This window comes from Variovorax sp. GW531-E2 (assembly GCF_059423125.1).
In genome coordinates, this window is sequence record NZ_JBWKXQ010000024.1 from 39,525 (window position 1) to 58,155 (window position 18,631).

The window sequence follows — 18,631 nt, forward strand, 5'->3', positions numbered from 1 at the left end:
AGCACGGGGGCACGCTGCGGGTGTGCGCAGCGCGTTTCGCTTCCTGCGAAAAAGAGGGTCGGGAGGTGTCATGCCGAAGCGATGCACTCGGCAATCGCGCGGCCCACGTCCACCGTGTTGGCGGTGCCACCCATGTCGCGCGTGCGCGGGCCTTCGCTGAGCACGGTCTCGATCGCCGAGAGCACGGCCGCCGAGGCCTGTGCGTACACGGGGTCGTTGTCGCCCAGGTGGTCGAGCATGAGCGCGGCCGACCAGATCTGGCCGATGGGGTTGGCGATGCCCTTGCCTGCGATGTCAGGGGCCGAGCCGTGCACGGGTTCGAACAGCGAGGGGAACTTGCGTTCGGGGTTCAGGTTGGCGCTGGGCGCGATGCCGATGGTGCCGGTGCAGGCCGGGCCCAGGTCGGAGAGGATGTCGCCGAACAGGTTGGAGGCCACGACCACGTCGAACCAGTCGGGGTGCTGCACGAAGTGCGCGCACAGGATGTCGATGTGGTACTTGCTCGTGGCCACGTCGGGGTAGCGCGTGGCGATCTCGGCCAGGCGCTCGTCCCAGTAGGGCATGGTGATCGAGATGCCGTTCGACTTGGTGGCGGCCACCAGGTTCTTGCGCTTGCGGCGGTTGGCGAGCTGGAACGCGTAGTCGATGATGCGGTCGACACCCACGCGGGTGAACACGGCTTCCTGGATCGCCATTTCGCGCGGCGTGCCTTCGAACAAGCGCCCGCCCACCGAGGTGTATTCGCCTTCGGTGTTCTCGCGCACCACGAGGAAGTCGATGTCGCCGGGCTTGCGGTGCGCCAGCGGTCCGGGCACGCCGGGCATCAGGCGCACGGGGCGCAGGTTGACGTACTGGTCGAAGTCGCGGCGGATCTTGATGAGCAGGCCCCACACGGCGATGTGGTCGGGCACCTTGGCAGGGTCGCCCACGGCGCCGAAATAGATGGCGTCGTGGCCCTGGATCTTGTCGGCCCAGTCGGCCGGCATCATCAGGCCGGTGCGCACGTAGTGGTCGGAACCCCAGTCGAAATGGTCGTACGCGAAATCGATGCCGAAGCGCCGACTGACCGCGTCGAGCACGCGAAGGCCCTCGGGCATGACTTCGACGCCGATGCCGTCTCCGGGAATGACGGCAATCCTGTGCTTTTGCTTCTGCTGCATTGACTCAACCTGTTCCTGAACCGTTTCGATAAGAGCGCCGACGCTTGTGACACCGGGCCGTCAAAAAATTCTAGGAGCGGGTGGGGCGCGCGCGATGGGGGTTGGCACCCACCAGGCATTGACAAAAAGCGAAGGCCAAAACGCCAGAACACGGCGGAAGATAAGCAATTGATGGTCATCGAACTGACTTGATCTTCGAAAAATTAGAAGGCGCCGGGGGCGGAAAACCCGCACCCGGGCACCCGCCCAAAGGGCCTGCGTACCATCGTGCCCATGCGAACACTTCCACTCCCCACCGGCGGCGAGATGCCGGTTCTCGGTCTCGGCACCTGGCGCATGGGCGAGGACGCCACCCGCCGCGCGGCTGAGGTGGCCGCGGTGCGCGAGGCCATCGGCCTGGGCTACCGCCTGATCGACACGGCCGAGATGTACGGCGAAGGCGGTGCCGAGACCGTGGTCGGCCAGGCCGTGGCCGAGGCGCTGCGCGCGGGCGATGTGCGGCGCGACGAGCTCTTCGTCGTCAGCAAGGTCTACCCGCACAACGCCAGCCGCCGTGGCACGGGCCAGGCCTGCGAGCGCAGCCTGGCGCGGCTGGGGCTGGAGCGCATTGACCTGTACCTGCTGCACTGGCGTGGCAACCACCCGCTGGCGCACACGGTCGAGGCGATGCACGAACTGGTCGCGGCCGGCCGCATCACCCACTGGGGCGTGAGCAACTTCGACACCGACGACATGCAGGAGCTGGCGCAGGTCATCGGCGCCGGCCCGGCCTGCGCGGCCAACCAGGTGTACCTGTCGCTCGGCGAGCGCGGCCCCGAGTTCGACCTGCTGCCCTGGCAGTGCGAACGCGGCATGCCGCTGATGGCCTACAGCCCGATCGACCAGGGCGCGTTGGCGGGCGACGAGGCACTGGGCGCGCTGGCGGCGGAACACGGCGTGAGCGCCGCGCAACTGGCGCTGGCCGCGGTCATCGCGCGCCCGGGCGTGGCGGCGATTCCGAAGGCGGTGCGCAGCGCGCACCTGAAAGAAAACAGGGCCGCCGCCGAGCTGCAGCTCGATGCGACGACCCTGGCGGCGCTGGACCGGATCTATCCGGTGCCGAAGCGCAAGACGCCGTTGGCGATGATTTAGGGCCTGTTCACGCTATTTCTGGCGTCGCGAAGGTCTGCCAGGGGGGGCCAATCAAGGCGCGTGACGCCGCGTGTGCATGCGCACACGCAAGGAGCGCAACGCCGAGTGGCCCGCCCTGGCAGACCTTCCCTTCGGGTTGGCCGGCAAAGGGGCCGTCTGCGGCGTTGCCCGCGCTTGCAAGGCAGAAGCCTTGCTGCGCACGGGCGCCTTGCAGCCACCCCTTTGCCGGCCAACGCGACGCCAGAAATAGCGTGAACAGGCCCTAGTCCATCAGTGCGCGTCGGCGTGCTTGGCCGCCGCGATCACCGCCTCTTCGTCGTGCTTCGCACCGTTGAGGAACAGGTTCAGCAGCACGGCCGTGATCGACGCCAGCAGGATGCCCGACTCGATCAGCGAGTGGATCGAGTGCGGCATCCACTGCTTGAAGTTGGGGGCGATGAGCGGAATCATGCCGACGCCGATCGACACGGCGACGATCATGGCGTTGTGGCGGTTGGTCTTGAAGTCCACGCCCGACAGGATGCGGATGCCGGTGGCGGCCACCATGCCGAACATCACGAGGCCCGCGCCGCCGAGCACCACGGTGGGCAGCGACTCGACCAGCGCGGCCATCTTCGGCAGCAAGCCCAGCACGATCAGGATCACGCCGCCGGCCACGCACACATAACGGCTCTTGATGCCGGTGACGGCCACCAGGCCCACGTTCTGCGAGAAGCTGGTGTACGGGAAGGTGTTGAAGATGCCGCCGATGAGCGTGCCCAGGCCGTCGGTGCGCAGGCCCTTGGCCAGGTCTTGCTGGCTGATCTTGCGGTCGGTCATTTCGCCCAGCGCGAGGAACATGCCGGTCGATTCGATCATCACCACGATCATGATGAGCGTCATCGTGAGGATCAGGATCGGGTCGAACAGCGGCATGCCGAAGTGGAAGGGCAGCACGACGTCGACCCAGGCGGCCTTGCCGACCTTCTCGTAGGTCATGAGGCCGGTGATCGAGGCCACCACCGCACCGATCACGATGCCCAGCAGCACCGAGATGTTGGCGATGAAGCCCTTGGCGTATTTCACGATCAGCAGGATCGACACCAGCACCAGTGCGGCCACGCCGAAGCCCGACAGGTCGGCGTACTTGGGGTTGGGCACGGTGGGCATGATCGCGAAGCCCTTGGGCACCGCGGGGATCGAGCTGCCCGGCGAGGTGACCTCGGCCAGCCACTTGGCGTACACCGGGTCGACCAGCGCGGGCGCCGTCGGGCCCACGGGGTTGCCGAAGATCCAGTTGATGCCCACGCGCATCAGGCTGATGCCGATCACCGCGATGATCGTGCCCGTCACCACCGGCGGGAAGAACCGCAGCATGCGGCTCACCAATGGTGCGATCAGTATCGATATCACCCCCGCGCCGATGATGGCGCCGAACAGCAGCTGCGCTCCGTTCTGCCCCGGGTTGGCGTTGGCGATGGCGACCATGGGGGCCACCGAGGCGAAGGTCACGCCCATCATCACGGGCAGCTTGATGCCGAACCACTGCGTGGCGCCCAGCGCCTGGATCAGCGTGGCGATGCCGCAGCAGAACAGGTCGGCCGAGATCAGCAGCGCGACCTCGTCGGGCGAGAGCTTGAGCGCGCGGCCTACGATGAGCGGCACCGCGACGGCGCCTGCGTACATCACGAGCACGTGCTGCAGGCCGAGGGCCGCGAGCTTGCCCGAAGGCAGGCGCTGGTCCACGGGATGGACATTGCTGGAAAGGGAATCTGCCGTCATCGTTGTCTCCTGGCGCGGCGAGGGGAACGGAGCAGTGATGCGCGTCGCAGAGCCGTCGCGCACACCAGTTGTGTACGCGAAACTGTATACAATTTATGCGGCAATCCAGATTCAGGTAAACCCGAATCCGGCGAAGAAGCGCTGTGAGAGGCGCGCGCCGAGGCCTCCGGCGTTTCGGCCGGCGCTCAGGTCGGGGGAGTGGGGCGCGTCAGCGATGCTGGCTCAGGCCAGCAGCGCCTTGACCAGGTCGAGCTGGCGGTCGGGCTTCTCGGTGCCCAGTTCGAGGCTCGCCTCGATGCGTTCGAGGTGCTCGATCATGCAGGTCACGGCCGCTTCGACGTCGCCCTTGCGGCACAGGCGCAGGAAGTCGGAGTGCTCGTCGGACGAGCAGTGCGGGTCGTTCGACGAGTGATAAAGCATCGCGATCAGCGAGCTGCGCGCCACGAGTTCGCGCACCATCTCGGCCAGCGTGTGGTTGCCGGTGGCTTCGGCCAGCGCCACGTGAAAGTCGCCCAGCAGTTTCTCGCGCACCGTGCCCATGGTGGTGCTCTGGCGCAGCGCGGTGCGTTCGAACTTGATGTGCTGCTCGAGCGTCTGGTAGTCGCGCGGCCGGGCGTTGGCGATGAACAGGCGCACCACCTCGCGCTCGAGGATGCGGCGCACGGCGAACACCTCGCGCGCCTCGTCCACCGTGGGCTGGCAGACGAAGGCGCCCTTGTCGGGAATCATCTCGATGAGCTTGTCCTTCGACAGCATCAGGAGCGCCGCGCGCACCTTGGTGCGGCTCACCGAGTAGACGCGGCCCAGCGCCTCTTCGCGCAGCCAGGTGCCGGGCGGCAGGCGCTTCTCGACGATCGCGGTGGCGATGTCGTTGGCGATGCTCTCGATGGAACTGTTCTTGTCGGCCGGCGCCGCGCCGTTCTCGGCCGGTGCGGCGACGGGGGCGGCGGAAGGGACGGAGGTTTTGGAACTGGCGCGGGGCATCCGTCGATTGTGGCTCAGCGCGTGAGCGTGAAGGCCTCGAGCGCGCCGATCATGGGCTTGGGTAAAGGCCTTGCCAGCTCGCCGCGCTTGCTGGTGCGCAGCTTCAGCGCCACCAGCGATTCGATGAGCTTGGTGCCGGCGGCCACGCCGTCGATCACCGGCACGCCGAGCACCTGCTCGATGTGCGCGCACAGGTCGGTCATGCCGGCGCAGCCGAGCACGATGCAATCAGAGCCGTCTTCTTCGAGCGCGCGCCGGCATTCGTCGACGATGCGCTCGCGGGCGTTGGAGCCCGGCTCTTCCAGTTCGAGCACCGGCAGCTCGCAGGCGCGCACGTTGGCGCAGAAGCGCTCCATGCCGTAGATCTCGGCCAGGTGCCAGGCCTGGCCCATGGTGCGGCCCAGCGTGGTCACCACGCTGAAGCGGCTGCCGATCATGCTGGCCAGGTGCATCGCCGCTTCGGCGATACCGACCACCGGGCCGCGCGCCAGCTCGCGCGCCGCCTTCAGGCCCGGGTCGCCGAAGCAGGCGATCACGTAGCCGTCGATGCCGTCGCGCTCGCCCGCCGCGATCTCCTGCAGCAACCCCGGCACGGCCAGCGCCTCGTCGTAGTGGCTCTCGATGGAGACCGGCCCCATGGCCGGGCTCACGGCCACGATCTCGGTGCCGGCGTGCGCCACCGCGCGGGCGCAGGCACCGATCTTCTCGGTCATGCTCCAGGTGGTGTTGGGGTTGATGATCTTGATGCGCACGGCGCGGTCCCTTCTTCGGTCAGTTTTTCAAGTCTTGTTGTTGCGGTTCAAGAGCACGTAGAGCACGAAGCCCAGGCCCATGCCGATGAACCACGCATAGTTGGCGGCGCCGCGCAGCGTCGGCACCATCACGCACAGGATGGGCACGAGGGCCGACGGCACCAGCGCCTGGATCGCCTTCGGGTTGTAGCCGCCGCTGTACCAGTACTTGCCCTGCTTGCTCATGGTGTAGAGCGCGTCGACGTCGATGCGCTGCTTGCGCACGATGTAGTAATCGGCAATCAGGATGCCGAACAGCGGGCCGATGAACGAGCCCAGCACGTCCAGCGTGTAGTGGATGACCTCGGGGCTGTTGTAAAGGTTCCAGGGCGTGAGAAACACCGAGCCCACCGCGGCGATCATGCCGCCCGTGCGCCAGCTGATGTGCTGCGGCGCCACGTTCGAGAAGTCGAAGGCCGGCGACACGAAGTTGGCCACGATGTTGATGCCGATCGTGGCGATCATGAAGGTCAGCGCGCCCAGCACGACGGCCGTGGTGCTGTCGATCTTGCCCACGGTGTGCACCGGGTCGGTGATCAGTTCACCAAAAACGGGCAGCGTGGCGGCCGTGGTGATCACCGTGAGCAGCGAGAAGAACACGAAGTTGACCGGCAGGCCCCAGAAGTTGCCCTTCTTCACCGCGTCGAAGCTCTTGCCGTAGCGCGAGAAGTCGCCGAAGTTCAGCATCGGGCCGCTGAAGTAGCTGACCACCAGCGCGATGGCCGAGAGCATCACGGGCAGCGCGTCCCAGCCCTGGAACTTGATGCCGCCCAGGTTCAGGTCGATGTTGCTCCAGCCGGCCTTCCACACCAGCCAGCCGCACAGCACGGCCATCACCACGTACACCGCCGGACCGGCCCAGTCGATGAACTTGCGAATGGCTTCCATGCCGTGCCAGAACACGAAGGCCTGCAGCACCCACATGACCATGAACGCCACCCAGCCCAGGGCCGAGAGGCCGACGAAGCCGTACTGCGCCACGTCGGCATACGGTGCCAGGCCCGGCGCCATGTGCAGCGCCAGCACCATGAAGGCGGCCGACGCCAGGTAGGTCTGCACGCCGTACCAGGCCACCGCGATCAGCCCGCGGATGATGGCAGGGATGTTGGCGCCCAGCACGCCGAAGGAGGCGCGGCACACCACGGGGTAGGGCACGCCCGTCACCTGGCTGGGCTTGGCCACCAGGTTGCAGAAGACCTGCACGATCACGATGCCCACCAGCAGCGCCACCAGCACCTGCCAGCTCGACAGGCCCAGCGCGAACAGGCTGCCGGCCGTGATGTAGCCGCCCACGCTGTGCACGTCGGACATCCAGAACGCAAAGATGTTGTATTGCCCCCAGGTCTGCTTCTTGAGCGGGGCGAGGTCCTCGTTGGTCAGGCGCGGGTCGTAGCCCGGCTTGATGAGGGCATTCGATTCCGCGTGCGGCGCGATGCCGGCTTCGCTGGCCCCCGCGGGGGCATGGCTGGCGACTGTGCTCATGGTCTTTCCTCGTACTTGGTTGGGATGAGGGATTTTTTGACGCAAATTTCGCGCCGTCTTTATGGGTGCGTTATTTGTATACAAAAATTGAACTCAATCAAGGCCATGCGGGGAATCATATATCCGTAGATTCCCTGATGCGGGGGTGACGGGGCGAGCTGCTGAAGGACGAGGCGATCTAGCTTTCTTGGCAAGAAGAAAACTGGCGACGGGGCGAGCTGAAGCCTGGATTTGGCGCCGTCGGCATGAGGCGATGTGCGAGGTGGTGCAACGGGCGGAACGGATGCACAGCCCCGCACGAGATGTTCGCTATGCAGTTCGCCCGCATAGCGGAGACATGCGGTGCCGCTGCGCGCGTCGTGCAAGTATTGCGGTCGGGCTCGCCGCGACGAGGTGCCGACAACCGAGATTGGGTCCGTCTGGCCGACCACGATGCAGCCCTGTGGCGTCGGCGACACCCGGCGGCAACTGGGCCGCGAAGGCAGGTTTGTCCGCCGCCCGCTTATCTAACCCCAAAGTTTCCCGAGATGCTTGAGCCAATTGCTTACTTGCCCAAATGCGTCTTGCGCGATCTGGGCTGGCGTCATGCCGTTCGTGGCACCCGACTCAACAAGGAACTTGCGCACCGTCTGGGGCCCGTAAGCGTCAACTCCCGAGAATTTTGCCGCGATGTTCGCGTAGGCATTGCGTGCCACTATGTTCGTCAACAGGGGGCGGCATGCATCTGCTAGGGAGTCGAGGCCGTCCTCGTAGTGCCTGATGACGTAATAAATGTCGTATGCATCCTTCGGCTTGTCTCGGCCGACGAGCGCATAGCCCTTCATCACCAGCAGAGCAGGGATGCTTGCGATGCGCAGCTGGACTGTGTTGTGTCGCCCGTCTGGCATGTAGCCACTGAACTCACGCTTGACGAAATGTGCGTTCGCCACATCAGCGCCGTCAGCGCGTTGAACAGCAAAGCCTGCAAGCAACGGCGGGTCGTTCTTCACGAGCTTTGCCTTGCGCGGCATCAGAAAATCGACGATTACGTTGACTGGTGGACCTTGATCGATGTCAACAGAACGCACCATTTGGAATGGCCTCATCAAATTGAGGTCGCGTTTATAGCCCGCAAGCTCGAGCAGGCCGACCAAGTTGACATACTCGCCATCGCCGAGCGCCTCATGGTCGAGGCTGAGATCTACATCAATCGTCCCGATGTGTCTTGGCTCTGCTCTTGGTAGCAGCAGCCATGGCACAGAGCCACCTACGACAACGAATCGATCGGTGTAGGCCCCCAGAACTTGTCCCAATTCGACGAGTACAGAGTAAACCGCATGGGTGCTGCGATCGTCATAGGCATGCATTTCAGTCATGCCGGTTGATTCCTGTGCCCAGTGCACGCGCAAGCTTCTCACTGAAGAGGTGATCTGCTGCCTCGCGATCGCGGTCTCCCATGGCGGAGAGATCGAGATAGGTTTGAATGAGGCCCGTCCCGCGGACGGGATCCGGTGAGATCGCAATGCTGTCGAGTTGCATCATGTCGTCCTCCGGCTCATACACGAATACGTTCGCGCCCATGTCACTGGGCTCAAGGCGGAGGAAGTCCTCAAGGAGTTCGAGACTGTGACGGTCAGCGTAGAAGAACTCCCCAGGAACCCGCGCATATGGGGCGATCCGGCGTGCAACGGAGTGGCCGGCCAGCAACAACGTATTGAACGGTGTCGTCTTGGATTTCATGAAGAGGGTCTGAATATGAGTATCCAGCGCAGCACCGTGGTAGATCGTGTAACCCTGCGCCAGCAGGTCAGGTGCTTGCCGCTCCTCCCGCCATGCTTGAAGCAGTTCGATGGGCTTCACCACCCTCAGGCCTGATGGGTCGGAAGTTGCCCATTCACGATCAATCAACACCTCTCTGATCTTGCTGACCTGGGCCGTGCTGACGTGGGCACGGCTCGCAATTTCGTTGCCTCGAAGCGGTCTGCGTTCGGCGAGGAGTACCTTCAGAATGCGGCTCGACTTTGGGCTAAAGACTGACTTCTGTTTTCGACGCGTGCCGAATGGGTTGACGTCGGTTTTTTCGATCTCGATGTGAATGCCGGCGAAGCTGAGAAAGCAATTTCCCGCAAGGTCCATCCACCCTTGCCCTTGTGATCGAAGGATGGCCCTTGACTCAGGAGAGATGTACGGGGCGACCACAACGCCATAACTTCCTGGGTAGGCACGGCCACGATCGGCGAGGAAAAAAGAAGCCTCGCGGACGAATCGAGGCTCCCCTGAACTCTTGGCTTCAATGTCGATCCGCTGCGTGCCTTCGGTCGAAGTAACTTCGAATGTCGCGCCAGGTAGACCTCGGCCCCTTTCAATTTCGTCGCTGACTTCGATGCTGGTGATGTGCGGGATCGCTTCGAGCTTGAGTCGAAGGGTGTGAAAAGCACTTTCCAAGTCCGGTTCGGACGTAGCCATGAATTTACCGTTTGGTGAATCTGGCGATTCTAGTAAATATTTTTCGGCTACTGAGGTGTTGTACCAACTGGTAAATTCCCTTGACTTGCTGTGTTTGCATACAGCTGTAACTGGGTGGACAAAGAAAAAGCGCCATGCCCCGCGAGGGACATGGCGCCTTGGAGGCCGGGGGGTGAGGGCGCGCGGCTTACTGCCCCGCCACCTTCACGAACACCGGATTCGAATAGAACCACAGGTCGTTGTAGTTGCGCGCATTGATCGCATTGAAGCGTGTGACCGGGTCGTCGCCGGCCGGCGTGGGCGTGCGTGCATCGAACAGCGGCTCGCCGCCCGCGGTTTCGTTCGGCACGTCGGTGCCCAGGTTGGTGCCGCGCAGGCGGAAGTACTGGTTGTTGCCGGCCTTCACGGTGTAGGTCACCGCGAAGTAGCCTTCGGTGTCGAGCGTCCAGTCGGCGCGGGTGAAGCGCTTGACCACGCGGGTCGTCGGGTTGGTGTCGCGCGCGTAGCCGGGAGTGCCCGGGAGTTCGCGGCCGGTGACGTCGCCGGCGATGAGGTCGATGTGGTCGACCACCGGCTTCACGTTGGCGTACACGCCGCTGCCGAGCTGGTACTCGAAGTTGTTGCGCTCGGGGCTCTTGAAGCGAATGGTGATCTTCAGGTCTTCGCCGGGCTTGGCACTCACTTCGGTGCCCATCTCGCCCGCGCCCTTGGCGCTTTGCACCTTGAAGTCGAGCGCGTTGATGAGGCTGCCGTTGACCGCGAAGAGCTTGCCCGAGCGCATCGCGGTGAGCAGCGACTTCGGGTCCTTGATGTCGCCCCAGAGGTGGTTCCTGGCGTACTCGCCGGGCGCGTAGCCGCTGCTGTACAGGCCCTTGGAGGTGGTGAAGTGGTAGTCGGAATCGGCCGTGTTCCAGATGTGGCGGCCTTCGGACAGCAGGGCGTCCCAGGTGCCACCGAGTTTGGCGACGAGGTAGTCGACGCCGCCGTAGGTGCGCGAGGGCAGGTTGGCCGGCGTGTAGGCGCTCTCGTAGCCGCCGCGGTCGGGCTCCATCTGGTTGCCGACCATGCCCTCGAGCGAGAACACGATGTCGGGCGCGGCGTCGTTCATCTCGCGCAGCTGGGTGGCCGTGTATTTGCCGGGGCTGCGCGAGGGGTGGTTGATCTGCAGGTAGCTGGAGTCGGGGTAGTTCTTCTTGAGCCACGCGATGGCCTTGAGCACGTCTTCGTGCGTGGTGAAGGCGCGTGCGTCCTTGGCGTTCCACGCGGCCACGTCGGCGGCCGGGAACAGCGCGGGGTCGCGGTTGGTGAACAGGTATTCGAACTGGCTCACGGCCTTGAGCGCCGCGTCGGACATCGGGCTGTCGGTCAGGATGCCGACGTTGCCGTGGTCGTGCGTGGCCATGTCCCATTCGAAGGACGCGAAGATCGTCTTGTCGGCGTACTTGCCGCCGGCCTGCAGCGCCTTGATGCGCGGCACCTGATAGAGGGCCATGCCTCGCGAGAACGGGATCGCCGGGTCGAGCTTGCGGCCGTCGTTGTCATAGGAAGACATGCGCAGGTGGTCCGAGAGCGCGACCCAGTCGAGGCCGAAGCTGTCGAAGGCCTTGGCGAGCACCTGGTCGAGCGTGGAAATCTGCTGCGTGTCCTCCGACTGGATGGTGTGGACATGCAGGTCGCCCACGGTCCAGCGGCCGGCCGGCGCGGCCGGCGCGGCCGGCGGCGGTGTGGCGGGCGAGGGCGCCGGTGCGGGGGCCGGCGGCGCGATGGGCAGGCCGGCGAACGGCGCACCGCCGCCGGAGCCGCCGCCGCACGCGGTCAGCAGGGCCGCGCCGAGCGCGAGGGAAGAGAAAAGCGTGGTGCGAAAGCGGGGTGCGGGAGGCAGGATTTTCATGGCGACACAAGCAGCAACGGCCAGCGCATGGCTGGCCGTCGCTTCGGGATTTCAATGAGGCGGATGGCGTGAAAGCGCATCCGCCGGAGAACCCCGGAGTCTGAAATCCTGTCGTGACGCTTCGATGAAACTGCAATGAAAGTTCACGCCCGAAGGCATGCGCTTTCAGTCGCAGTTCAGGGCGCTCAGGCCAGCAGGTCGCTCAGCGTGCGCGCCACCACCTTGGTCGCGCGGCGCAGGTCTTCGAGCACCACGCGCTCGTCGCTGCGCTTGGCGTGCGACTCGAGCACGGTGCGCGGGCCGGCGCCGTAGATCACGCCGGGAATGCCGGCTTCGACGTACAGGCGCACGTCGGTGTACAGCGGCGTGCCCATGGCCTTGATGGGTTCGCCGAACAGCTCGCCGCCGTGCTTCTGGATCGCGTCGACCAGCGGCTTGTTGCCGGCCAGCGGCTTCATCGAGTTGGCGAGCAGCATGCGCTTGATCTCGACCGTGATGCCCGCGCTTTCGGCGGCGGCATCGGCGATCACCTGGCGGATGTTGGCTTCGACCTCGACCGGGTTCTCTTCGGGGATCATGCGGCGGTCGAGCTTGAACACGACCTTGCCGGGCACGACGTTGGTGTTGGTGCCGCCCTCGATGCGGCCCACGTTCAGGTACGGGTGCGTGATGCCCTCGACCTTCGACGTGACCTTCTGGTAGAGCGTGTTCTGCGCGTACAGCGCGTTCAGGATCTTGGTGGCGCCCTGCAGCGCGTCGATGCCGGTGGTGGGCACGGCGGCGTGGGCCATCTTGCCGTGCACGGTGACTTCCATCTGCAGGCAGCCGTTGTGCGCGGTGACCACTTCGTAGCTGAAGCCGGCCGCGATCATGAGGTCGGGCTTGGTCAGGCCCTTCTCGAGCAGCCAGCCCGGGCCGAGGATGCCGCCAAACTCTTCGTCGTAGGTGAAGTGCAGTTCGATGCTGCCCTGGGTGGGCTTGGCCACGGCTTCGAGCGCGCGCAGCGCGAAGGTGAAGCTGGCGAAGTCGCTCTTGCTGACGGCGGCGGCGCGGCCGTACAGGCTGCCATCGACGATCTCGCCGCCGTACGGGTCGTGCGTCCAGCCTTCACCGGGCGGCACCACGTCGCCGTGGGCGTTGAGCGCCACGGTGCGTCCGCCGTTGCCGTACTTGCGGCGCACGATCAGGTTGGTGATCGATTCGAGGCCGTAGTCCTTCACCTCTTGCGCGGGCACGGCGTGCTTCTCGGCGTCGAGGCCGAAGTCCTTCAGCAGCTCGGCGGTACGCTCGGCGTGCGGCGCGTTGTTGCCGGGCGGCGTGTCGGTGGGCACCTGCACCAGTTGCTGCAGGAATTGCACTTCCTCGTCGAAGTGGGCGTCGATCCAGGCGTCGAGTTTGGCGTAGTCGGTCATGGTGGTTGTTCTTGTGGGGTCGGTCAGTGGGCTTGTTCGGTGGCGAGGTTGTCCAGCAGCAGCTGGAACGCCTGCACGGCCAATTGAATGTCGTCGTTGGTGCTCGACTCGAGCGGGTTGTGGCTGATGCCCGAGTTGATGCCGCGCACGAAGAGCATGGCCTGCGGCATCACCTCGTGCAGTTTCATCGCGTCGTGGCCGGCGCCGCTGGGCATGCGGAAAAGCGGAATGCCCAGCGCATCGACGGCCTGTTCCCAGCGCTGCTGCCAGGCGGGTTCGCTCGGCGCGGCGGCGGCGCGCATGGTTTCCTCGAGCTCGTAGCGCACGCCGCGGCGTTCGCAGATGTCCTTCAGTGCAGCGACCACGTCGTTGGCCAGTGCGTCGCGCTGTGCGTTGTTCGGCGCGCGCAGGTCGAGGCTGAACTTGCAGCGGCCGGGCACGACGTTGATGGAGCCGCTGGGCACTTCGAGCATGCCGACGGTGCCGACCGAGTCGCCGTCTTTCGCTGCGCGCTGTTCGGTGTAGAGGATGAGTTCGGCCACGGCGGCGGCGGCGTCGCGGCGGCGGTCCATGGGCGTGGTGCCGGCGTGGCTGGCCATGCCGATGACTTCGCCCACATAGCGCACGCTGCCGTTGATGGAGGTGACGATGCCCAGCGGCAGGTCGAGCTCGGTGAGCACGGGGCCCTGTTCGATGTGCACCTCGACGAAGCCGAGGTAGCGCGCCGGGTCGCGCTGGATCTTCGGAATGTCTTCTTCCTTCAGGCCTGCATGCTGCATGGCCTCGCGCATGGTGATGCCGTCGGCGTCCTTCTGGTCGAGCCAGCGCTGATCGAAGTGGCCGATGAGCGCGCCCGAGCCGAGGAAGGTGGCCTTGTAGCGCTGGCCTTCTTCTTCGGCGAAGCCGACGACTTCGAAGGCGAAGGGCAGGCGGCGGTTCTGGCGCTTGAGTTCATGCACGCAGGCCATGGGCACGAAGATGCCCAGGCGGCCGTCGTACTTGCCGCCGTTGCGCACGGTGTCGTAGTGCGAGCCGGTGAGCAGGGTCTTGGCGTCGGGCGTGGCGCCTTCGTAGCGGCCGACCACGTTGCCCACGGCATCGATGTGCACGGAGTCGAAGCCGCAGTCGCGCATCCAGCCCGAGATGTTCGCGGCGCAGGCGCGGTGCGCGTCGGTCAGGTAGGTGACGGTGAGCTGGCCCTTCTCGGCATAGCCGGGGTCGGTGTGCACCGAAAGCTGTTCCTGCCAGTCCCACACGTCGTTGCCGAGCGTGATGTCGGCGCCGAACTTGTCGTTCAGGCGGATCTCGGCGATGCGGTGGATGTTGCGCAGCGCCTCGCCAAGTTCGAAGCTCGGGTGGTTGTGCAGCCGGCGAGCGAAGGTCTCGATGATCTCGCGCTTGGCCAGGCCCGTGCCGCGCGGGCCGCGCACGGCCAGGATGAACGGGAAGCCGAACTTCGCGTTGTAGTCGGCGTTGAGCTTCTGGATCTGCGCGAACTCTTCGGGCGTGCAGTCGGTCAGGCCGGCCTTGTTCTGCTCGTTGGTCGACTCGGCGGTGAGCGTCTTGCTGACCATGGCCTTGCCGGCGAGCTCGGGGTGGGCGCGGATCAGGCCGATCTGCTCGTCGGCCGACGACGCGGCCAGCGCCTGCACCAGCGCGTGCTTCAGATGCGCGAGCGAGCGGAAGGGGCGCTGCACCAGCGCGCGCTGCGCGATCCAGGGCGAGTGTTCGTACACGCCGTCGAGCATGGCGACGGCAGCGGCCGGCCCCGCGGCGTTGAGTTGGGCAAGGGTGAGGAGAGGGGTGCTCATGATGCGGCTCCGGCTTCGAAAGGATGTGCCTGCTTCCAGTGGCGTGCGATGTCGACGCGGCGGCAGACCCAGACCTTGTCGTGCGTGGCGATGTGATCGAGGAAGCGCTGCAGCGCCGTGATGCGGCCGGGGCGGCCGAGCAGGCGGCAGTGCATGCCGATGCTCATCATCTTCGGGCTGTCGTCGCCGTTCGGGTCGCCTTCGGCGTACAGCGCGTCGAAGGTGTCCTTCATGTACTGGAAGAACGGGTCGGCGTGCGAGTAGCCCTGCGGCAGCGCAAAGCGCATGTCGTTGCAGTCCAGCGTGTAGGGCACGATGAGCTGGGGCACGACGCTGCCGTCGGTCTTTTGCACCTTCATCCAGAAGGGCAGGTCGTCGCCGTAGTAGTCGCTGTCGTACTCGAAGCCGCCGTAGTCGGCCACGAGGCGGCGCGTGCGCGGGCTGTCGCGGCCGGTGTACCAGCCGAGCGCGCGCTCGCCGGTGAGCTTTTCGATCGCTTCCATGCCCAGGCGCATGTGCTCGCGCTCGGTGGCTTCATCGAGGTTCTGGTAATGGATCCAGCGCCAGCCGTGGCAGGCGATCTCGTGGCCGAGTTCCTTGAAGGCGGCCGTGAGCTCGGGGTAGCGCTGCAGCGCCATGCCCACGCCGAACACGGTGAGTGGCAGGCCGCGCTTTTCGAACTCGCGCAGGATGCGCCACACGCCGGCGCGCGAGCCGTACTCGTAGATGCCTTCCATGCTGATGTGCCGGTCGGGGAAGCTCGCCGGGTTGAACATCTCGGAAAGGAACTGCTCGGAGCCCGCGTCGCCGTGCAGCGTGGCGTTCTCGCCGCCTTCTTCGTAGTTGAGGACGAACTGCACCGCCACGCGCGCGCCGCCGGGCCAGCGGGCGTGGGGCGGGTTGCGGCCGTAGCCGATCAGGTCGCGCGGGTAGGGCAGGGTGGTGTCGTAGACGGTCATGGTGTGGATCAGGACAGCGCGAGGGAAATGTCGTTGGTCGGGACCTTGCGGTCGAAGGTGAGGTTGGCCTCGACGTGTTCCAGGTGCTCGGTCATGAGGCGCACGGCGAGTTCCTCGTCGCGCGCGGCCAGCGCCTTCACGATGTCGGCGTGCTCGTCGTTGGAGTGCTCGGCGGCGCTGGTGCTCTGGTACATGAGCGTGATGAGGGCGCAGCGCGAGATCAGCTCGCCCAATATTTGCGCCAGCACCTGGTTGCCCATGAGCTCGGCCATGCGCACGTGGAAGTCGCCCAAGAGCTCGGTGCGGCCCGACACGTCTTCGCCGCCGACGGCCGATTTCTCGAGCGCCACGTGTTCCTTGAGCGCCTTGATCTTGGCGGGCGTGACGCTGCGCACGAAGGCGCGGGTCATCTCGGCCTCGAGCATGCGGCGCACGGCGAACACCTGCTTGGCCTCGTCGACGGCGGGCGCGGCCACGAAGGCGCCGCGCGCCGGCTCGAGCCGGATCAGCTTGTTCTGCGAGAGCTGGAACAGCGCCTGGCGCACCAAGGTGCGCGACACGCCGAAGTGATCGGCCAGCTTCTGCTCGGCGAGCTTGGTGCCGGGCTGAAGGCGGTGCTCGACGATGGCCTTCGTGAGGGCATCGACGATCGAACGGGTGGTGGAGGACTCCATGTTTTTCATGATAGACCCAAAGCCGGTAACTGTATACACTTTTGTCCACCGGAATTTCCCGCACCCCGATCTCACCGATCCGACACCCTTTGAAGGAGCGCCCCATGGGCTTGAGCACTCACGTACTGGACACGATGCACGGCGGCCCCGCGGCCGGCATGGAGGTGGCGCTCTACACCACCGACGGCGACGCCGCGACGCTGGTGAAGCGCTTCACGCTGAATTCGGACGGCCGCAGCGACGGTCCGCTCTACGACAACAACTCGATCAAGGTCGGCACCTATCGGCTGGTGTTCGACGTGGCGGGTTACTTCAAGGCGCGCGGCGTGACGCTGCCGGAGCCGAACTTCCTGAACAAGGTGGCGCTGGACTTCGGCGTGGCGCACACCGATCAGCACTACCACGTGCCCTTGCTCGTGAGCCCGTGGAGCTACTCCACGTACCGCGGGTCTTGATGCTCGCCCCCAGGCTTCGCGCACTTCGTGTCGCTTCGCCAACCCCCTACCGGGGGCGGGCCGGCCGCTTCGGGCGGCCGTGCGCGGCGGCCCTCTCGCAAATTCCTCCGGCCGCGTTCTCAGTCGCCTTGCTGTTGGCCCTCAGTCAGCGTGTCGAGCTGGAAGCGTCCGCTCTTGTCCCACAGCCAGGTGTCGGTCCACGTGACTGCGCCCAGGCGTTGGGCGGGCGGGAAGGGCGCGGCCTGCAGCACGGCGCGCTCGATCTCGGCGATCACCTCGGGCGCGTGCTTGGGCGCGCGCAGCCAGTGCATCGAGACCACCTTGCCGCCGGTGTCCAGGTTCACCTGCAGGGTGCCGACCGCGTACAGCAGGGGCGGCATCTGGCCCTTGTAGATGCGCGAGGCGTTGGCGTTGTAGATGTGGCGTGCCGCGTCGCGGCGGTACTCGCGCGCGGTGGTCGCGCTGGAGGCACGCGGCGCGGGGCCGCTGCCCTGTGCGCTGCTGGCGCCGCTCAGCTGGCCGGGCACCGAGCCCGTCGAGCCGCAGCCGGCGAGCCACAAGGCGGAAAGAACAGTGGCGGCCCAGGCGAGGCGGCGCGGCGTAAGCTGGCGGTTCGTCATCATCGCCGGGGTTATACCGTGAGTCTTCAAGGCGCAGGCAACCGAAGGTTTCGGCAATGAACGGTGCGGTCGATCAATTGCTGGCGCGTCTTCGCACCGAAGACGCGGTGCTGGTGCGCGTCGAGTCGACGCAGGGCTCGGCCCCGCGCGAGGCCGGCACCTGGATGGCAGTGTGGGCCGACGGGCTCACGGCCACCATCGGCGGCGGGCAGCTCGAGTTCCAGGCCACGCAGGAAGCGCGCGAGATCCTGGCCGGCACCCGCAGCCTCGACGGCGTGCAGCGCTACCCGCTGGGCCCGAGCCTGGGGCAGTGCTGCGGCGGCGTGATGTTCCTGACCTACCGGCGCATCGGCGCGGCCGACGCGCCCGCGCTGCAAAAAGAACTGGTCGCGCAGCTCGAACCCGTGGCGCTGTTCGGCGGCGGCCACGTGGGCGCCGCGCTGGCGCGCCTGCTGGCCGTGCTGCCGTTCTCGGTGCGCTGGATCGACAGCCGCGACGGCGTGTTCCCCGACGCGCTGCCCGCGCAGATCGACACCGAGCACTCCGAGCCCGTGCAGGACGCGGTGGCCGCGCTCGCGCCCGGCAGCCGCGTGCTGATCATGAGCTTCAGCCACGCCGAAGACCTGGACATCGTCATCGCCTGCCTGAAGCGCCTGCGCGCGCGCAACGACCTGCCCTACATCGGCCTCATCGGCAGCAAGACCAAATGGGCCACCTTCCGCCACCGGCTGGAGGCGCGCGGCTTCACGGCCGACGAGCTGGCACGCGTCACCTGCCCGATCGGCGTGCCCGGCATCACGGGCAAGGAACCCGAGGTGATCGCGGTCGCCGTGGCGGCACAGTTGTTGCAATCGCTGGGCTGAACAGGGTTTTCCCTTGGCGGCGACGCCGCAAATAGCATCCCGCCTCGTGCCAAAACTGTATACACTTTCGGTCCACAACAAGCCGCAGCGGAGCGAGGTCCATTTCAACGGACCTGCGTTCGCGGCACTTTCTCTGCTTACAGCGCCCGCGGTGGTGAGCAGGCTGAAACCCCTCCTTGGCGCCCCCACGCG

General features: G+C 66.0%; 16 protein-coding genes. 3 read left to right on the forward strand and 13 right to left on the reverse strand.

The window, feature by feature from the left end; translation table 11 throughout:
• Positions 1 to 68: 68 nt before the first annotated feature.
• Positions 69 to 1,160 carry a tartrate dehydrogenase gene (locus AC07XP_RS15875; RefSeq protein ID WP_070061680.1) on the reverse strand — a complete coding sequence of 364 codons (1,092 nt, stop codon included), beginning with the start codon at positions 1,158 to 1,160 and terminating at the stop codon, positions 69 to 71.
• A gap of 273 nt (positions 1,161 to 1,433) precedes the next feature.
• Between AC07XP_RS15875 and AC07XP_RS15880 the strand changes: the two genes are divergently transcribed.
• Positions 1,434 to 2,291, forward strand: a complete 858-nt coding sequence (locus tag AC07XP_RS15880) for an aldo/keto reductase (protein ID WP_495265209.1) — start codon at positions 1,434 to 1,436, stop codon at positions 2,289 to 2,291.
• Positions 2,292 to 2,561: 270 nt separating this feature from the next.
• Here the strand turns inward: AC07XP_RS15880 and AC07XP_RS15885 are convergent, their stop codons facing one another.
• The 11 genes from AC07XP_RS15885 to AC07XP_RS15935 all read right to left on the reverse strand — a co-directional run bounded on the left by AC07XP_RS15885 (position 2,562) and on the right by AC07XP_RS15935 (position 16,510).
• Positions 2,562 to 4,052: a nucleobase:cation symporter-2 family protein gene (locus tag AC07XP_RS15885; protein WP_492734328.1), complete on the reverse strand. Its 1,491-nt coding sequence runs from the start codon at positions 4,050 to 4,052 to the stop codon at positions 2,562 to 2,564.
• Between the two features lie 222 nt (positions 4,053 to 4,274).
• Positions 4,275 to 5,036 carry a GntR family transcriptional regulator gene (locus AC07XP_RS15890; protein ID WP_095744177.1) on the reverse strand — a complete coding sequence of 254 codons (762 nt, stop codon included), beginning with the start codon at positions 5,034 to 5,036 and terminating at the stop codon, positions 4,275 to 4,277.
• 14 nt (positions 5,037 to 5,050) lie between these two features.
• Complete coding sequence (locus tag AC07XP_RS15895) at positions 5,051 to 5,788, reverse strand: aspartate/glutamate racemase family protein (protein WP_495265210.1); 738 nt, start codon at positions 5,786 to 5,788, stop codon at positions 5,051 to 5,053.
• Positions 5,789 to 5,815: 27 nt separating this feature from the next.
• A complete protein-coding gene (locus AC07XP_RS15900; RefSeq protein ID WP_354348131.1) occupies positions 5,816 to 7,309 on the reverse strand; it encodes an NCS1 family nucleobase:cation symporter-1 in 1,494 nt (497 codons plus the stop codon).
• A gap of 506 nt (positions 7,310 to 7,815) precedes the next feature.
• On the reverse strand, positions 7,816 to 8,664 hold the full coding sequence (locus AC07XP_RS15905) for a nucleotidyl transferase AbiEii/AbiGii toxin family protein (RefSeq protein WP_495265211.1): 849 nt from the start codon (positions 8,662 to 8,664) through the stop codon (positions 7,816 to 7,818).
• The gene (locus AC07XP_RS15910; protein ID WP_495265212.1) at positions 8,657 to 9,754 is read right to left on the reverse strand and encodes a hypothetical protein; all 1,098 of its coding nucleotides are present in this window, start codon (positions 9,752 to 9,754) and stop codon (positions 8,657 to 8,659) included. Before AC07XP_RS15910 ends, AC07XP_RS15905 begins: the two co-directional genes overlap by 8 nt.
• Positions 9,755 to 9,941: 187 nt before the next feature.
• On the reverse strand, positions 9,942 to 11,645 hold the full coding sequence (locus tag AC07XP_RS15915) for a CehA/McbA family metallohydrolase domain-containing protein (RefSeq protein ID WP_495265213.1): 1,704 nt from the start codon (positions 11,643 to 11,645) through the stop codon (positions 9,942 to 9,944).
• Between the two features lie 185 nt (positions 11,646 to 11,830).
• Positions 11,831 to 13,057, reverse strand: a complete 1,227-nt coding sequence (locus tag AC07XP_RS15920; protein ID WP_095744180.1) for a M20 family metallopeptidase — start codon at positions 13,055 to 13,057, stop codon at positions 11,831 to 11,833.
• 23 nt (positions 13,058 to 13,080) lie between these two features.
• On the reverse strand, positions 13,081 to 14,868 hold the full coding sequence (gene uraD / locus AC07XP_RS15925; protein WP_495265214.1) for a 2-oxo-4-hydroxy-4-carboxy-5-ureidoimidazoline decarboxylase: 1,788 nt from the start codon (positions 14,866 to 14,868) through the stop codon (positions 13,081 to 13,083).
• Positions 14,865 to 15,827, reverse strand: a complete 963-nt coding sequence (gene puuE, locus AC07XP_RS15930) for an allantoinase PuuE (RefSeq protein WP_062480836.1) — start codon at positions 15,825 to 15,827, stop codon at positions 14,865 to 14,867. The genes uraD and puuE overlap by 4 nt, the downstream gene beginning before the upstream one ends.
• 8 nt (positions 15,828 to 15,835) lie before the next feature.
• Complete coding sequence (locus tag AC07XP_RS15935) at positions 15,836 to 16,510, reverse strand: GntR family transcriptional regulator (RefSeq protein ID WP_056574067.1); 675 nt, start codon at positions 16,508 to 16,510, stop codon at positions 15,836 to 15,838.
• A gap of 95 nt (positions 16,511 to 16,605) precedes the next feature.
• On the opposite strand from AC07XP_RS15935, the gene uraH reads away from it, so the two are divergent.
• A complete protein-coding gene (uraH, locus tag AC07XP_RS15940; RefSeq protein ID WP_070061690.1) occupies positions 16,606 to 16,956 on the forward strand; it encodes a hydroxyisourate hydrolase in 351 nt (116 codons plus the stop codon).
• Between the two features lie 119 nt (positions 16,957 to 17,075).
• Here the strand turns inward: uraH and AC07XP_RS15945 are convergent, their stop codons facing one another.
• Entirely contained in the window at positions 17,076 to 17,579 is a 504-nt protein-coding gene (locus AC07XP_RS15945; protein ID WP_062480839.1) for a hypothetical protein, read from the reverse strand.
• Positions 17,580 to 17,632: 53 nt separating this feature from the next.
• Between AC07XP_RS15945 and xdhC the strand changes: the two genes are divergently transcribed.
• The gene (xdhC, locus tag AC07XP_RS15950; RefSeq protein ID WP_492685985.1) at positions 17,633 to 18,439 is read left to right on the forward strand and encodes a xanthine dehydrogenase accessory protein XdhC; all 807 of its coding nucleotides are present in this window, start codon (positions 17,633 to 17,635) and stop codon (positions 18,437 to 18,439) included.
• Positions 18,440 to 18,631 lie beyond the last annotated feature (192 nt).

Bases quoted from the DNA above. Each gene is read 5' to 3' on its own strand.
- AC07XP_RS15900 (WP_354348131.1), bottom strand. From the start codon at position 7,309: ATGAGCACAGTCGCCAGCCATGCCCCCGCGGGGGCCAGCGAAGCCGGC.
- AC07XP_RS15945 (WP_062480839.1), bottom strand. From the start codon at position 17,579: ATGATGACGAACCGCCAGCTTACGCCGCGCCGCCTCGCCTGGGCCGCC.
- uraD (WP_495265214.1), bottom strand. From the start codon at position 14,868: ATGAGCACCCCTCTCCTCACCCTTGCCCAACTCAACGCCGCGGGGCCG.
- puuE (WP_062480836.1), bottom strand. From the start codon at position 15,827: ATGACCGTCTACGACACCACCCTGCCCTACCCGCGCGACCTGATCGGC.
- AC07XP_RS15935 (WP_056574067.1), bottom strand. From the start codon at position 16,510: ATGAAAAACATGGAGTCCTCCACCACCCGTTCGATCGTCGATGCCCTC.
- AC07XP_RS15920 (WP_095744180.1), bottom strand. From the start codon at position 13,057: ATGACCGACTACGCCAAACTCGACGCCTGGATCGACGCCCACTTCGAC.
- AC07XP_RS15890 (WP_095744177.1), bottom strand. From the start codon at position 5,036: ATGCCCCGCGCCAGTTCCAAAACCTCCGTCCCTTCCGCCGCCCCCGTC.
- AC07XP_RS15885 (WP_492734328.1), bottom strand. From the start codon at position 4,052: ATGACGGCAGATTCCCTTTCCAGCAATGTCCATCCCGTGGACCAGCGC.
- AC07XP_RS15905 (WP_495265211.1), bottom strand. From the start codon at position 8,664: ATGACTGAAATGCATGCCTATGACGATCGCAGCACCCATGCGGTTTAC.
- uraH (WP_070061690.1), top strand. From the start codon at position 16,606: ATGGGCTTGAGCACTCACGTACTGGACACGATGCACGGCGGCCCCGCG.
- xdhC (WP_492685985.1), top strand. From the start codon at position 17,633: ATGAACGGTGCGGTCGATCAATTGCTGGCGCGTCTTCGCACCGAAGAC.
- AC07XP_RS15880 (WP_495265209.1), top strand. From the start codon at position 1,434: ATGCGAACACTTCCACTCCCCACCGGCGGCGAGATGCCGGTTCTCGGT.
- AC07XP_RS15875 (WP_070061680.1), bottom strand. From the start codon at position 1,160: ATGCAGCAGAAGCAAAAGCACAGGATTGCCGTCATTCCCGGAGACGGC.
- AC07XP_RS15915 (WP_495265213.1), bottom strand. From the start codon at position 11,645: ATGAAAATCCTGCCTCCCGCACCCCGCTTTCGCACCACGCTTTTCTCT.
- AC07XP_RS15910 (WP_495265212.1), bottom strand. From the start codon at position 9,754: ATGGCTACGTCCGAACCGGACTTGGAAAGTGCTTTTCACACCCTTCGA.